The following is a 14,633-nucleotide window of genomic DNA, read 5'->3' as shown; positions in this document are numbered from 1 at the left end:
CGTCAGGTGCCGGCGGTGAAATAGGCCGCGAGCCGCGTCTTGATCTTCTCGGCGACTTCCTCGGAGGCGCGATCCTCGGCATCACGGAAGGCGCGCTGGCGGGCGAAGCGCTGGTACGAGCCGGGGATGTCGTAGGAGGTACGCGCGAAGGTCGTACCGGTCATGACCGACTTGTTGGTCGCCAGCTCGACCAGATTGTACTGCACGTCGACGCCGACATTCTCGGTGGTCGGCAGACCGGTCGTCTGCGAGACGATCAGCGAGGATCGGCTGGTCTGCAACCGCAGCACCAGCTTGTGGGTCGGGGCCGTGCCGGTCGCGGTGCCGTAGAGCTTGAATGCGAGCGCGTTGCGGATACCGACGCCAATGCGCGCCTCGGGGGAGGCGTTCGGCTTGTCGACCGGCGGCAGCTCGATGCCCATCAGCTTGTCGCGCAGGGCAGGGGTGCCGTCGGCGTGCTCCGCGTACATCGGCTGGAAGCAGCCGGCCGTCAGCCCGGCCAAGGCGGCCACGGCAACGAGGCGTGCAGCGATCCGAAACCTAGCCGACGACATTCACGATCCTCTTGGGAACAATGATCACCTTGCGAACGGCCTTGCCGTCCAGCGCCAGTTTTACTGCATCGAGGGCCAAAACGGCAGACTCAATTTCCGGATTCTGCGCGTTGCTGGCGACTGTGACTTCTCCGCGCTTCTTGCCGTTGACCTGGACAACCAGGGTCATGCTGTCCTCAACCAGCAAATCGCGTTCGATTTGCGGCCAGGAGGCCTCCGAGATCAGGCCAGTCTGGCCCAGCACCTGCCAGCATTCTTCGGCCAGATGCGGCATCATCGGCGAGATCAGCTGCACCAGGATGCCAGCGGCCTCGCGAATCGCCCAGGCCAGGTCCGGCGCCGGCGTCGCCGGCCGGCCCAGCACCTCGGCCAGCGCGTTGGCGAATTCGCGGATGTGCGCCAGGCAGACGTTGAAATGCAGCCGCTCGATGCCGCCGGTCACCTTGTCGAGAGCGCCATGCGCGGCCTTGCGCAGCGCCAGCGCGTCTGCGCCGAAGTCGGAGGGACGGGAGGAGGCGGCCTCCTGGCCTGCTGCGACCGATTCGTTGACCAGCCGCCACAGCCGCTGGACGAAGCGCGCCGCGCCCTGCACCCGTTCGTCGCTCCAGATCACGTCGCGATCCGGCGGCGAGTCCGACAGCATGAACCAGCGCGCGACGTCGGCGCCGTAGCTCTCGATGATGTCGTCGGGGTCGACGGTGTTCTTCTTCGACTTCGACATCTTCTCGATCGGACCGATCGTGATGTCCTCGCCGGTGGCGGCCAGCACCGCGCGGCGGCCGTTGCCGCCGACCTCGATCTTGACCTCGGCCGGATTGACGTAGGTGCCATCGGCCTTCTGGTAGGTCTCGTGGACCACCATGCCCTGCGTGAACATGCCGGCGAACGGCTCGTCCATGGCGACGTGGCCGGTGGCCTTCATCGCGCGGGTGAAGAATCGGCTGTAGAGCAGATGCAGGATCGCGTGCTCGACGCCGCCGATATACTGATCCACCGGCATCATCCGGTTGGCGACCGCAGGTGTCGTCGGCGAGGTCTCGTTCCACGGATCGGTGAAGCGCGCGAAGTACCAGGACGAATCGACGAAGGTGTCCATCGTGTCGGTTTCGCGGGTCGCCTTGGCCCCGCATGTCGGGCAGGTGACGTGCCTCCAGCTCGGATGGTGGTCGAGCGCGTTGCCGGGCTTGTCGAAGGTGACGTCATCAGGCAGCACGACCGGCAGGTCCTGCGCCGGCACCGGCACGACATCGCATTTGGGGCAGTGGATCACCGGGATCGGGCAGCCCCAATAGCGCTGGCGCGAGATGCCCCAGTCGCGCAGGCGGAAATTGACCTGGCGCTCGCCGACCGGCGCGCCGCCGCGCGGCTCGCTCTCGAGCCGCCTGGCGACCTCGTCCTTGGCCTGCGCGATCGTCATGCCGTCGAGGAAGCGCGAATTGATCAGGCGGCCGTCGCCGTCGAACGCGGTGTCGGTGATGACGAAGCTCGCTGGGTCCTGGCCCTCGGGGCAGACCACCGGGACATTGCCGAGGCCGTATTTGTTGACGAAGTCGAGGTCGCGCTGGTCATGCGCCGGGCAGCCGAAGATGGCGCCGGTGCCGTACTCCATCAGCACGAAATTGGCGACATAGACCGGCAAGGTCCAGCTCGGATCGAACGGGTGCACGGCGCGGATGCCGGTGTCGAAGCCCTGCTTCTCCGCGGTGTCGATCGCCTCCTGCGCGGTGCCGATCCGCTTGATCTCGGCGATGAACGCGGCGAGCTCCGGGTTCTTCGCCGCCGCGGCCTGGGCCAGCGGGTGGTCGGCCGAGATCGCCATGAACTTGGCGCCGAACAGCGTGTCCGGCCGGGTCGTGAAGATCTTCAATTCGGTCTCGCCGGCCGGCGTCGTCGCCGGATCCAGCGCAAAACGGATCAGCAGGCCTTCCGAGCGGCCGATCCAGTTGCGCTGCATCAGCCGCACCTTGTCGGGCCAGCGGTCGAGACCATCGAGCGCGTCCAGCAGCTCCTGCGAGTACTTCGTGATCTTGAACACCCACTGGTTCATCTCACGCTGTTCGACCACCGCACCGGAGCGCCAGCCGCGACCGTCGATGACCTGCTCGTTGGCGAGCACGGTCATGTCGACCGGATCCCAGTTCACCTTGCGCTTCTCGCGCTCGACCAGCCCCGCCTGCATGAAGTCGAGGAACATCTTCTGCTGGTGCTTGTAGTAGGACGGATCGCAGGTCGCGAACTCGCGCGCCCAGTCGAGCGACAGCCCGATCGAGCGCAGCTGCTTCTTCATCGCGGCGATGTTGTCGTAGGTCCACGCCTTCGGCGCCACCTTGCGCTCGATCGCGGCGTTCTCCGCCGGCAGGCCGAACGCATCCCAGCCCATCGGGTGCAGGACGTTGAAACCCTTGGCGCGCATGAAGCGGGCCAGCACGTCACCGAGCGTATAATTACGGACGTGGCCGATATGGATGCGTCCCGACGGATAGGGAAACATCTCGAGTACGTAGTATTTCGGGCGCGGATCGTCGTTCTTCGTGGCGAAGATCGCCTTCTCGTCCCACTGGCGCTGCCAGCGCGGCTCGGCTTCACGGGCGTTGTAGCGTTCGGATGTCATGGAATCGCTTATAATTTTCGAGGATTCGCGTCGTTTGAAGACGGCGGACTAGGCCACAAAAGCGGCAGCCCGGTCAATGGGGCGACAGATGATGATACCATTTTGGGCATCGGCTAAGCGACGGTAATCGTGAGTTTTTTTGCGGGCTCTGCCGGCAGTGTCGAAGGTCCGATTGAGGCACGGTTAAGACTTGAATGGGAGACTGAGTGCATACATCCAGGCATCCGCCCGCATCTGGGGTCACTCCACATCGTGTCCGGCGCTACGTTCGACGAGCTTGACTTCGAGTACGCGACGACGGTCGCGGAAAAGGCCATGAAATCCATGGCTCAACAGCGCGTGCCACCGACGCCTAACAACTTCCATCTGTGGTTCAAGTACTCCCTGGGCTCGGCGTCGGACCTCAAGCGCGCCGTCGACATCCTGGTCAGCAACAAGCGCAAGTTCGACAAGACCACCAACCAGGCGCTGTTCGACATGTACATCGGCCAGCAGGGTACGGAAGCGGCCGTCGTCCACAAAGTCTCGCAGCAGTTGCATGGCGTGATGGACTCCGCCAAAAGTTATCTGACCGCCGCGATCGCCGACAACCGCACGCACATGGCGGCGATCGATGGCGTTGCCGAACGCAGCGAGCAGGGCGTCGATCCGAAGATCCTGATCGAGAACCTGGTCAGCGAGCTCGCCCAGGCGACCGCGCGTGCTGCGAAGCTCGAAGTGAGCTTTGCCGAAAAGTCACGCGAGCTCGACACCATCAGGGACTCGCTCAACAAGTCCGAGCAGCGCGCGCGCACCGACACGCTGACCGGATTGCCGAACCGCCGCGCGCTCGAGGAGTTCTTCCGCCACGCGCAGATCGAGGCGATGGAGCGCGACGAGCCGCTCAGCATTCTCCTGATCGACGTCGACCACTTCAAGAAGTTCAACGACAATTACGGCCATGGCGTCGGCGATCAGGTGCTTCGCCTTGTCGCCAAAGCCTTGCGCGAGCGCGTCCGCGACAACGATCTTCCGGCGCGCTATGGCGGCGAGGAACTGATCGCGGTGCTGCCGCAGACCGACCTCGAAGGTTGCACTGTCATCGCGGAGCGGATCCGACGCACCATCGCCGACTGTCAGTTCACGCGTCGCTCGACCGGCGAGGTGTTGCCGCAGATCACGGTGTCGATCGGCGTCGGCCAGTTCCAGTTCGGCGAATCGATGGCTGATCTCATCGACCGTTGCGACCGCGCGTTGTATCTTGCCAAGAAGCTCGGTCGCAACCGCGTCGTCACCGAGCTCGAGCTCGACCGCAAGCTCGCGGTCGGCTGACTGCGGGCCGCGGCCGCAGCGTCCTATCCGGCGCGCACTACGTCGCTCCTGTCGTCAGCGAAATCCGCGAAGCCATGTGCAACCACCGTGTTGCGACCGCGATGCTTGGCCGCATAGAGCGCGGCGTCGGCGGCTTCGATCAGGTCGGAGGGCATCAGTGATTCGTTCGGCCGCGTCGAGGCGACGCCGACGCTCACGGTGACGCATTGATGCGCCGAGGTCGCATGCGGCAGCTCGAGCTCCAGCACCGTGGCGCGCACCTGCTCGCCGATCGCGAGCGCCTCTCTGGCACCCATGCCCGGCAACAACAGGCAGAACTCCTCACCGCCATAGCGGCCGGCGAAAGCCGTCATTGCGCCGGCGATCTGCGACAGCGTCTCGCCGAGACGTGACAGGCAGGCGTCACCCTCGGGGTGACCATAGGTGTCGTTGTAGAGCTTGAAGTGGTCGACATCGATCATCAGCAGCGACAGCTCGGTGCCGGCCTGCTGCGCGCGGCTCCATTCGACGTCGATGCGGTTCTGGAAGCCGCGGCGGTTGGCGAGCCCCGAGAGCATGTCGATCGACGCCATCACCGTCAGCCGGTCATTCGCGGCGACCAGCTCGCGCTCGCGCTGGCCGAGTTTGGCGGCCATCGCATTGAAGGACTTTGCCAGCGGCACGAACTCCGACGGCAGATGCTTGGTGGTGACGCGCGCCGACCAGTGGCCATGGCCGAAGCGCTTGGCGGTCGCGGCGAGCATGCTGACGGGCTTCACGATCAACTTCTCGGCGGCGATCAGCGCGCCGAGCAGCACGATCAGGCAGACCAAGCCGGCCTGCAGATAGGCGTTGCGGATCTCGCGGTCGATGGCGGCGGTGACGCGGGTCTCATCGATGCTGACGATCAGCCGCGATCCAGTGTCGGCGATCCGGGTGAAGGTGATCGCGCGCTTGGATCCATCCGCCGCCGTGAAGCCCATCGTCTCGGTCGGCTTCCCCGAACTCAGCGCGGTCTCGGCAACGGCCGACAACAACGGCACGCTGTCGAGCGGCCGGCCGATCAGCTCGGTGCGGTCGACGGGCGCCGCCAGCACGGTTCCTTCGCTGTCGACCAGCACCGCCGTGATGCCGGGGCGGCCGCCAAGATTGTTCATGATCTTGGACATCCATTCCAGGTTCACGCTCGCCAGCATCACCGCGTCCGGCTCGCCGGTGATCGCGCCGACCGGATAGGCGGCCATGACGATCGGCACGTGCGACGGTTTCGACAGCAGGTAGTCGCTGAACACGAAATCGCGTGATTCCTGGGCGCCACGGAAATACGGCCGGTCGCTGAAATCGAGCCCGACATATTGGTTGTTGGTCGAGCACTGGATGCGGCCGTCGCGGCCGGCGATCATCAGGGTGCGGATCCAGGGCAGGGTCGCCGGCAGGCTGGCGCGCATCATGTCGCAACTGCGGCTCACGCCGGTGCTCGACGCCCGGACATAGGCGGTCGACTTCAGCACCGTCTCCACCGACATGATGACCTCGCGCTGCATGTCGGCGCTTTGCCGGGCGAGGCCGAAGAATTCCTCCGATGCGAGCGCGATCTGCCTCGTCCTGGCGCTTTCCAGGGAGCGCGCGCGTTCCAGCATCAGCGGCGCCACCAGGATCAGGGCGAGCAGCGCCAGCCGGGCGCGGATCCCCATCAGCCGGTTCAGCTTCACTCTATTGCGATTGAAGCGGATGCTTGGCATTTCTTTCCCCTACCCCGGCCGTGCAGGGTAAGGAGAAGGGCTCAAGAACCTTTTCTCGAACTCTGTAAAATTGCAGCCAAACCCGCAAATCTAACGACCGACGGACGCCATCGTGCCTGAATTGAACGCCTCATCCCCGTCCTCGCCGTCTGCGCTCGCCGCCGTCGAGCAGGAGATTCTGCGCGCCTGCCGCGATGCCGAGCGCGATCGCGCCTCGGTCACGCTGATCGCCGTGTCGAAGACCTTCGATGCCGAGGCAATCGAGCCGGTGATCGCGGCCGGACAGCGCGTGTTCGGTGAAAATCGCGTTCAGGAAGCCAAAGCCAAGTGGCCGCCACTGATGGCCGCGCATCCGGGACTCGCACTGCACCTGATCGGGCCGCTGCAATCCAACAAGGCCAAGGAGGCGGTGGCGCTGTTCGAGGCCATCCATTCGGTGGACCGGCCAAGCCTGTGCGCGGCGCTCGCCAAGGAGATTTCCGCCCAGGGCCGGCATCCGCAGCTGTTCGTCCAGATCAATACCGGCGAGGAGCCGCAGAAGGCGGGAATCGCGCCCGGCGACGCCGACGCCTTCATCGCCGCCTGCCGCAAGGACTACGGGCTCGCGATTTCAGGGCTGATGTGCATTCCGCCGGTAGAGGACGCGCCCGGTCCGCATTTCGCGCTGACCGCCAAGATCGCCGCCCGCAATGGCCTTGCGCATCTGTCGATGGGCATGAGCGCCGACTTCGCCACCGCCATCCAGTTCGGCGCCACGCATGTCCGTGTTGGCTCGGCGATCTTCGGGCATCGCTGAAGGGGGGCGCAATCGCGGCCGGCCCCTACTCGAACCGCACCGATACCTGCCCCAGATCGCCGAAATCGGCCTCCATGTGGTCCCCGCTGCCGATCGGCAGCGGCGCATGACAGGTGCCGGTCGTGACCACCTGCCCTGCCCGCGCGGGCACGCCAAGCGCGCTGAGCTCGTTGACCAGCCAGGCCAGCGCTATCAGCGGATCACCAAGCACGTTGCGGCCGTGGCCGATGAAGGTCTCGCCACGCAGCGCGATGCGCGGCCGCTCCGCGATCAGGTCGCGGCTGCGCCAGTCGGCGGTGGTGGCCTCGCCCAGCACGAACAGATGCGCGCAGGCATTGTCGGCGATCAGTTGCGCCTCGCCGGCGCTGACGAAGTCGGCGAACCGCGAATCCGGGATCTCGATCGCGGGATGCAGGGTGTCGACCGCGGCCAGCACCTCTGCGACATCATAGGGTGTCGGCCGCGGCAGCAGGTCCGCTCCCAGGCGGAACGCGAACTCCGGCTCCGCGACCCGCATCGCGTTACCGGCCATCGCTGCGGTGCCACCCGCTGGCAACACCGTCTCGGCCAGGATCCGCCCGGCCATCGGACCGGCGACATTGATATGGCGCTGGCCGGCCTCGCTGGTCGCCGCAATTTTCCAGCCAAATAGTGGCTTGGGCGAGTGGCGCTCGAGTTCGGCCTGGATGGCATAGCCCTCGGCGCGGTCCCTTGGACGCAACTCCGGCGGCAGCGCCGCCAGCTTCCGGCCTTCGCTCCAATGCTGACGCAGAAGGCCCGCGGCGCTGGCTGGCTGATCCGGTGCGCGCATGCCGTCCTCCCCTTCTCTTGTTATTGGATGACGATCCTGGTGCGCGGGCCGATCCTTTGCAACAGACGCAGCATCGCCGGGCGGGTCATGGCCACGCAGCCTGCGGTCGGGCCGAAGTTCGGCCGCGCCAGATGCAGGAACACGGCACTGCCGCGGCCCGCGATCCGCGGCCGCGTGTTGTGGTCGATCTCGATGATGAAATCGTACAGATGGTCCTGGCGCGCCAGCCGGTCTCCGGGCCGGTCGCCGCGCAGCCGGATCGCCTGATTGTAATGCCGGTCGGCCGGGTCCTCGCACCAGGCATCCTCCGGACCGATCGGCCGAACCGGCAGGACCGTGTGTGGGCGGGGGTGACGGTCGGCCCGCCACCACAGCCGCCGCGGCCGGAACACGCCTCGTGGCGTACCACCATCGCCTTCGCGCTTGTTGGCCAGGATGCCGCCGCGGCCGAGCGCCACCGGGATGACCTGGCCCCAGACCTGGATCCAGCCGCGCTGCCGCGACCCCGCCGTGGCGCGAATCGAGATCAGCGATGCTGGCATGCCAGGCTTCACCTTCCATAACGACATGAAACAACGCGCCTTTTCATTGCCCTTTATTGCCCGGTAATTGCCTTAATGTCGGCAAATGGTCCGCCGCGAGGGTCGAACAGGACAATCATCTCAATCCCTGCCCAATTCTGAAGTAGAGTCCGGGCGCTTGTGAATCGGTAACAGCCCCCTACTTCAAGACGGAACAGGGCTGATGAGCCTGTTTGCCCACCGTTTGACGGCGCCACCCATCCGATCCCGCCGGCGCCACCTAGAGGATTGTACAATGGCCAATGCCCGCAAGATCCTGATCGTGGATGACGACACCGATCTGCGCGATGCCCTGATGGAGCAGCTCTCGCTGCATGACGAGTTCGAAGCCCAGGCCGTCGATACCGGCGCCAAAGGCGCCACCGCCGCAAAGGCCAATTCACCCGACCTGGTTCTGATGGACGTTGGCCTGCCCGACACCGATGGCCGCGAAGTGGTGCGGTCCCTGCGCAAGGGCGGCTTCAAGGCGCCGATCATCATGCTGACCGGGCACGATACCGATTCCGATACGATTCTCGGGCTCGAATCCGGCGCCAACGACTATGTCGCCAAGCCCTTCCGCTTCGCCGTGCTGCTGGCCCGCATCCGCGCCCAGCTTCGCCAGCACGAGGCCAGCGAGGACGCGGTGTTCTCGGTCGGCCCCTACAGCTTCCGGCCGGGCTCGAAGATGCTGACGGGCGCCAACGCCCGCAAGGTCCGCCTGACGGAGAAGGAAACGGCGATCCTGCGCTTCCTGTACCGCGCCGGCCAGCAGCCGGTGTCACGCGAGACCCTGCTCCAGGAGGTCTGGGGCTACAATTCCGGCGTCACCACCCACACGCTGGAAACGCACATTTACCGTCTGCGGCAGAAGATCGAGAAAGATGCCGCGAATCCAGAGATTCTGGTGACGGAGGCCGGTGGCTACAAGTTGGTACCGTGATAGGTTCGGGGATGGCGGTTTCGCCATTTATGATATTGGTTCCATTCCGCCTTCCCCGGGCCCTTGATGTCGATCGAAGACGATATTGCGCTATTGGAGCGCGTCCCAACATTGCGCCTGCTGGGAAGCGACTCGCTTCGCATGATCGCCATCGGCTCCGAGCAGCGTAACATCCAGAGCGGCGAGACCCTGTTCCGCGAAGGTGACACCGCCGATTGCGGCTATGTCGTCCAGCGTGGGTCATTGCGCATCAGCGACGAGGTCGGTGCCGAGATCGTCGCCACGCCGACCATGCTGATCGGCGAGCTGGCGCTGCTGGTCGAGATGCGGCGCCCGGCGACCGCGACGGCCCTGGAATATTCGACCGTGGTGCGGATTTCGCGCAGCCTGTTTCAGCGTGTGCTCGAGAGCGACGCCATGGCTGCGCGCCGGCTGCGCGACGAGTTCGCCCACCGCGCCAGCCGAATCGCCAATGACATCATGGCGGCCGGGACCAAGCTGACGTCGTGATCTTCTTGTCCGGGCGGGTCAGCTTCGCTTTCGCTACGACACGTCCAGCGTCACCGTGACCGGCACATGATCCGACGGCCGCTCCCAGCTGCGGGCGTCGCGCAGGATCCTGAAGTCGCTGACCCGGTCCTTCAGTGCGCGTGACACCCAGATGTGGTCGAGCCTTCGGCCGCGATCACCGACGGTCCAGTCGGCGGCACGGTAGCTCCACCAGGTGTAGACCTTCTCCGACATCGGGATGCGCTCGCGGGCGACGTCGACCCATTCGCCATGGGCCTGCGCCGCCAACAGCTTCTCGCATTCGACCGGCGTGTGCGACACCACCTTCAGGAGCTGTTTGTGCGACCAGACATCGTGTTCATGCGGCGCGACGTTGAGATCGCCGACCAGGATGTGCCGGTCGTCGCCGCGCGGATGCAGCGGCTCGCACGCCTTCATCTCGTCGAGGAATTGCAGCTTGTGCTCGAATTTCGGGTTGAGCGCGGGGTCGGGAATGTCGCCCCCTGCGGGCACGTAGAAATTGTGCAGCACCAGCGGCTGCGCGAGCTGCGCCTTCTCGCCGAACGCCACCGTGATGTGGCGCGAATCCACCTTGTCGCAGAAGGTGCGGACGTTGGTCTCCTCGAACGGCCATTTCGAGATCACGGCGACGCCGTGATAGCCCTTCTGCCCGTTCAGCGCGACGTGCTCATAGCCGAGCCGCTTGAAACGCTTCAGCGGGAAAGCGTCGTCGATGCACTTGGTCTCCTGCAGGCACAGCACATCGGGCCTGACCTGCTTGATGAGCTTGGCGACGAGGTCGATGCGCAGGCGCACCGAATTGATGTTCCAGGTGGTCAGGACGAGACGCATGAGACCCGCGTCATATCATGAAATGCGTCGATGTCGGCGATTCCGCTCCGCTTCTGACGCATCGGAATGACCGCGTTGGCTGGCCTTATCCCCAGCCATGTGGGACGGTGCCTGATCAGCGCCGCTTGCTCTCGATGACGTCCCATACGCGGGCGGCGATGTCGGGGCCCCCGAGCCGCGAGATCGCGCGGATGCCGGTCGGCGACGTCACGTTGATCTCGGTGAGGTTGCCATCGATGACGTCGATGCCGACCAGCAGCAGGCCGCGCGCGCGCAATTCCGGACCCAGCGTGTCGCAGATCTCGCGCTCACGGGCGCTCAGATCGGTGGCCTGCGCGGCGCCGCCGCGCACCATGTTGGAGCGCAGATCGTCCGCCGCCGGCACGCGGTTCACGGCGCCGGCGAACTCGCCGTCGACCAGGATGATGCGCTTGTCGCCATGCTTCACCTCGGGGAGGAAGCGCTGGATCACCCAGGGCTCCTTGAACGTCACCGAGAACATGTCGAACAGCGAGCCGAAATTCATGTCCTGCGGCATGACGCGGAACACTGCCGCGCCGCCATGGCCATGCAGCGGCTTCATCACGACAGCGCCGTGCTGATCGCGGAAGGCGTTGATCTCGTCGAGATCGCGCGAGATCAAGGTCGGCGGCATCAATTGCGGGAAGTTCATCACGAACAGCTTTTCCGGCGCGTTGCGCACGCTGGCGGGATCGTTGATCACGAGCGTCTTCGGATGGATGCGCTCGAGGAAATGCGTCGAGGTGATGTAGGCGAGATCGAACGGCGGATCCTGGCGCAGCAGCACGACGTCGAACGAGGTCAGCGCCGTCGGCTTGGGCTCGCCGAGCGTGAAGTGGTCGCCGACCTGGTCGCGCACGGTCAGCGCCTGCACCGGCGCGTACAGCTCCTCGCCGCGCAGCGACAGCTTGTCCGGCGTGTAGTAGCACAGGCCATGTCCGCGCCGCTGTGCTTCGAGCAGCATCGCAAAGGTCGAGTCGCCGCGGATGTTGATGCGCGCGATCGGATCCATCTGGACGGCGACATTCAGTTTCATGGGCAGGTCCCTGCTCTCTGCAGTCAGTTCATGTCAGGTGCTGGCGTCGAAGGCCGCCATCAGATGGCGCGGCAGGCTGCGCGGCGCAACCAGAATCGCATCGAAGCGCAGCTCGAATTCGGCATGGTCCGGATGAGCCATCAGCCAGGCCTGGGCGGCATCGATGATGCGCTGCTGCTGGCGAGGCGTCACGGCATAGGCCGCATCGTCGAGCGAGGCGCGCGCCTTGACCTCGACGAAGGCGACCAGGCTGCGCTTGCGCACTATGATGTCGATCTCGCCATGGGGCGTGCGGAAGCGTCTGGCGAGGATGCGGTAGCCCTTGGCGATCAGCAGCGCTGCGGCACGGGCTTCCGCCGACAATCCGGTGCGGAAGGCGGCGACGCGCTCGGGTGCCGCCGTCTTCGCCGGCTTGTCTGGGGAGGCACGCTCAGTCTTCGCCATCGGCCTCCCCCGACCGCGCGCCCTTCGAGAGCTCGAGCGCGCGCGCATACACCTCGCGTCGCGGCCGGCGCGACAGCTCGACGGCATGCATCACGGCGTCCTTGACGCTCGATCGCTGCAACAGATCCCTGAGCACGGCGTCCAGTGCGTCCTGGGTCAGCACCTCGGCATCGCGAGGCGGTGGACCGATCACCAGCACGAATTCGCCGCGCGTTTCGAGATCGCCGGCCCGTGCAGCGAGATCGCCGATTGCTCCGCGCAGCACCTCCTCGTGCAGCTTGGTGAGCTCGCGGCAGATCGCGGCCTGACGCCCAGCCATGGCATCGGCGAGATCGGCCAGCGTCTCCTGCACCCGGCTGCCCGCCTCGAACAGAACCAGCGTCGCCTCGATCCGCGCGAGCTCGGACAGCCGCGTGCGCCGCGCCTGCTGCTTGGCCGGCAGGAATCCCTCGAAGAAGAAGCGGTCGGTCGGCAACGCCGCCACGCTCAGCGCCGCGAGCACGGCGGAAGGTCCCGGCAGCGCGGTGACGGCGTGTCCGGCCTCACAGGCCTCGCGCACCAGCTTGTAGCCGGGATCGGAGATCAGCGGCGTGCCGGCGTCCGACACCAGCGCGATGGCTGCCCCTCTGGCCAGACGTTGCAGGATCCGCGGCCTGACCGCTTCGGCATTGTGCTCATGATAGGCTGCGAGTTCCGCGCCCAGGCCGTAGCGCTCGGTCAGGCGCCGCGTGATTCGCGTGTCCTCGCAGAAGATGATGTCGGCGCCGGCCAGGGTTTCCAGTGCACGCAGCGTGATGTCGCCGAGATTGCCGATCGGCGTTGCCACCAGATGCAATCCAGGCCGTGCCTTGGGTGCCACGACGATTTGACCCGCCACCAGGTAGGTCGACGTGGTGGAAGATTTGCCGTCGTCTGGCGACGTCTTGGGGATTGCCTTCGCGCCCATCGAGGTAATTTAAAGGGCATGCCGCGGGATTGCCACAGGGGAACAGCCGCGCAGCAATTTTGAAGTTCCGATCGGCATGGGCGTGTGGCCGTTCATCGAACCTTCAAGTCCGAAACTGCACGTCAATGGGGATGTGTACGAGCAGGGGATAGGCCGTGCAAAACGTCGAATTGATCGGCTTTGTGGCGGTGACAGCCTTTTGTTTTGCTTAACTATTCGTCGACAATATGAGTGAATCAGCACGGCTTGGCGGACGTGCGTTTGGGGAACTTCTGGCCGGTCTTGGCCGAACGAAGAGATGCCATGGTGGGCCCGCGTCATCCCAACTCTCTCGGTCCGGGACCCCATGGGGTCGCCCGGCGAACGGCGCTGGGCCTGATCGTCGGCGCGCCGCTGCTGTCGGCGTGCTCCAACGTCCAGCAGGGCTTCAATCCGTTCGAGCAGCCGACGGCGCCGGCGGGACCGCCGCAGCAGCCGGCGGTTGCCGGTAACGGCCAGGTGAAGGTCGGGCTGATTCTGCCGCTGTCGGCGTCGGGCAATGCCGGCGTGGCTGCGCAATCGATGAAGAACGCGGCCGAGATGGCGCTCGCCGAGTTTCAGAACCCCAACATCCAGCTCCTGATCAAGGACGACGCCGGCAGCCCGCAAGGGGCGCAGCAGGGTGCGCAACAGGCCTGCGACGAAGGCGCCGAGATCATTCTCGGTCCGCTGTTCGCGGGCTCGGTACCGGCGACCGCCCAGGTGGCGCGCGCGCGCAACATCTCGGTCATCGCCTTCTCGACCGATTCGAGCGTGGCTGGGCGCGGCGTCTATCTGCTCAGCTTCCTGCCGGAGTCCGACGCCAGCCGCATCGTCGAATATTCCGCCAGCGTCGGCAAACGCTCGTTCGCGGCGCTGCTGCCCGACAATGCCTATGGAACCGTCGTCGAGGGTGCGTTCAAGACCGCGGTCAGCCGCCGCGGCGGACGCATCGTTGCGTTCGAGAAATATTCCAGCGACCGCGCCGGGCCTGCGCGCACGGTGGCGCAGGCGCTCGGCGGTGCCGATGCGCTGCTGCTTGCCGACGACGGCGAATCGGTCGCGGCGACGGCCGATGCGCTGACCGCTGCCGGCGCCAATCTGCGCAACATTCAGTTGCTCGGCACGGGGCTGTGGGACAATCCGCGCGTTTATGCCAGCGCCAGCCTGCAGGGTGGCCTCTATGCTGCGCCGGATCCCTCCGGCTTCCGCGCCTTCGCCGGTCGCTACCGGACGCGGTTCGGTGGCGATCCCGTGCGCACGGCAACCCTTGCCTACGATGCGGTGGCGCTCGTGGCCGCTTTGGCGCGCACCCAGGGCAACCAGCGCTTCGCGCCCGATGTCCTGACCAATGCATCGGGCTTTGCCGGCATCGATGGGCTGTTCCGGTTCCGCAGCGACGGCACCAATGAGCGCGGGCTTGCCGTGATGCGCGTCGGTTCGGGTGGCGGACAGACGGTCGCCGGCGCGCCGAAGAGCTTCAGCGCGACGTGAGTCGC

14 protein-coding genes are annotated in these 14,633 nt (G+C 65.8%); 5 read left to right on the top strand and 9 right to left on the bottom strand.

Translation table 11 applies throughout. The annotated features are described in order from the left end of the window. Window positions 1-2: 2 nt before the first annotated feature. Both lptE and leuS read right to left on the bottom strand, forming a co-directional pair. Window positions 3-554, bottom strand: coding sequence for an LPS assembly lipoprotein LptE (gene lptE / locus QX132_RS31410; protein WP_315740408.1), 552 nt, complete (start codon window positions 552-554; stop codon window positions 3-5). Beyond that, on the bottom strand, window positions 541-3,165 hold the full coding sequence (gene leuS / locus QX132_RS31405) for a leucine--tRNA ligase (protein WP_315784989.1): 2,625 nt from the start codon (window positions 3,163-3,165) through the stop codon (window positions 541-543). Before leuS ends, lptE begins: the two co-directional genes overlap by 14 nt. 324 nt (window positions 3,166-3,489) lie before the next feature. Here leuS and QX132_RS31400 point away from each other — a divergent pair, with 324 nt between their 5' ends. Next, window positions 3,490-4,476, top strand: coding sequence for a GGDEF domain-containing protein (locus QX132_RS31400; protein WP_316163708.1), 987 nt, complete (start codon window positions 3,490-3,492; stop codon window positions 4,474-4,476). Between the two features lie 23 nt (window positions 4,477-4,499). Here the strand turns inward: QX132_RS31400 and QX132_RS31395 are convergent, their stop codons facing one another. Continuing rightward, window positions 4,500-6,197: a diguanylate cyclase domain-containing protein gene (locus tag QX132_RS31395; RefSeq protein WP_316163692.1), complete on the bottom strand. Its 1,698-nt coding sequence runs from the start codon at window positions 6,195-6,197 to the stop codon at window positions 4,500-4,502. A gap of 112 nt (window positions 6,198-6,309) precedes the next feature. On the opposite strand from QX132_RS31395, the gene QX132_RS31390 reads away from it, so the two are divergent. Beyond that, window positions 6,310-6,993 carry a YggS family pyridoxal phosphate-dependent enzyme gene (locus QX132_RS31390; protein ID WP_315759092.1) on the top strand — a complete coding sequence of 228 codons (684 nt, stop codon included), beginning with the start codon at window positions 6,310-6,312 and terminating at the stop codon, window positions 6,991-6,993. Window positions 6,994-7,018: 25 nt separating this feature from the next. Here the strand turns inward: QX132_RS31390 and QX132_RS31385 are convergent, their stop codons facing one another. After that, on the bottom strand, window positions 7,019-7,804 hold the full coding sequence (locus QX132_RS31385) for a fumarylacetoacetate hydrolase family protein (RefSeq protein WP_315798583.1): 786 nt from the start codon (window positions 7,802-7,804) through the stop codon (window positions 7,019-7,021). Window positions 7,805-7,824: 20 nt separating this feature from the next. Then, window positions 7,825-8,346, bottom strand: coding sequence for a L,D-transpeptidase (locus QX132_RS31380; RefSeq protein ID WP_315798584.1), 522 nt, complete (start codon window positions 8,344-8,346; stop codon window positions 7,825-7,827). Window positions 8,347-8,620: 274 nt separating this feature from the next. Here QX132_RS31380 and QX132_RS31375 point away from each other — a divergent pair, with 274 nt between their 5' ends. Beyond that, a complete protein-coding gene (locus QX132_RS31375; RefSeq protein ID WP_315716813.1) occupies window positions 8,621-9,307 on the top strand; it encodes a response regulator transcription factor in 687 nt (228 codons plus the stop codon). 66 nt (window positions 9,308-9,373) lie between these two features. Next, window positions 9,374-9,817, top strand: a complete 444-nt coding sequence (locus QX132_RS31370; RefSeq protein ID WP_315740402.1) for a cyclic nucleotide-binding domain-containing protein — start codon at window positions 9,374-9,376, stop codon at window positions 9,815-9,817. 33 nt (window positions 9,818-9,850) lie between these two features. On the opposite strand, the gene QX132_RS31365 is transcribed toward QX132_RS31370, so the two are convergent. The 4 genes from QX132_RS31365 to rsmI form a co-directional block, all read right to left on the bottom strand. Continuing rightward, window positions 9,851-10,669, bottom strand: coding sequence for an exodeoxyribonuclease III (locus QX132_RS31365; RefSeq protein WP_315784980.1), 819 nt, complete (start codon window positions 10,667-10,669; stop codon window positions 9,851-9,853). Window positions 10,670-10,784: 115 nt separating this feature from the next. After that, window positions 10,785-11,726, bottom strand: a complete 942-nt coding sequence (gshB, locus tag QX132_RS31360) for a glutathione synthase (RefSeq protein ID WP_315813465.1) — start codon at window positions 11,724-11,726, stop codon at window positions 10,785-10,787. Between the two features lie 33 nt (window positions 11,727-11,759). Beyond that, on the bottom strand, window positions 11,760-12,170 hold the full coding sequence (locus QX132_RS31355; RefSeq protein ID WP_315778149.1) for a YraN family protein: 411 nt from the start codon (window positions 12,168-12,170) through the stop codon (window positions 11,760-11,762). Beyond that, complete coding sequence (gene rsmI / locus QX132_RS31350; protein ID WP_316163691.1) at window positions 12,157-13,116, bottom strand: 16S rRNA (cytidine(1402)-2'-O)-methyltransferase; 960 nt, start codon at window positions 13,114-13,116, stop codon at window positions 12,157-12,159. The genes QX132_RS31355 and rsmI overlap by 14 nt, the downstream gene beginning before the upstream one ends. A gap of 303 nt (window positions 13,117-13,419) precedes the next feature. On the opposite strand from rsmI, the gene QX132_RS31345 reads away from it, so the two are divergent. Then, window positions 13,420-14,628 (top strand): penicillin-binding protein activator, encoded by a 1,209-nt coding sequence (locus QX132_RS31345; RefSeq protein WP_315740397.1) that lies wholly within the window; start codon window positions 13,420-13,422, stop codon window positions 14,626-14,628. Window positions 14,629-14,633: the final 5 nt, after the last annotated feature.

The organism is Bradyrhizobium sp. SZCCHNRI20481, from assembly GCF_032485055.1.
Taxonomy (GTDB): domain Bacteria; phylum Pseudomonadota; class Alphaproteobacteria; order Rhizobiales; family Xanthobacteraceae; genus Bradyrhizobium.
The sequence above is the reverse complement of the archived record's forward strand: the minus strand, read 5'-3'. Positions and strand labels throughout refer to the sequence as shown.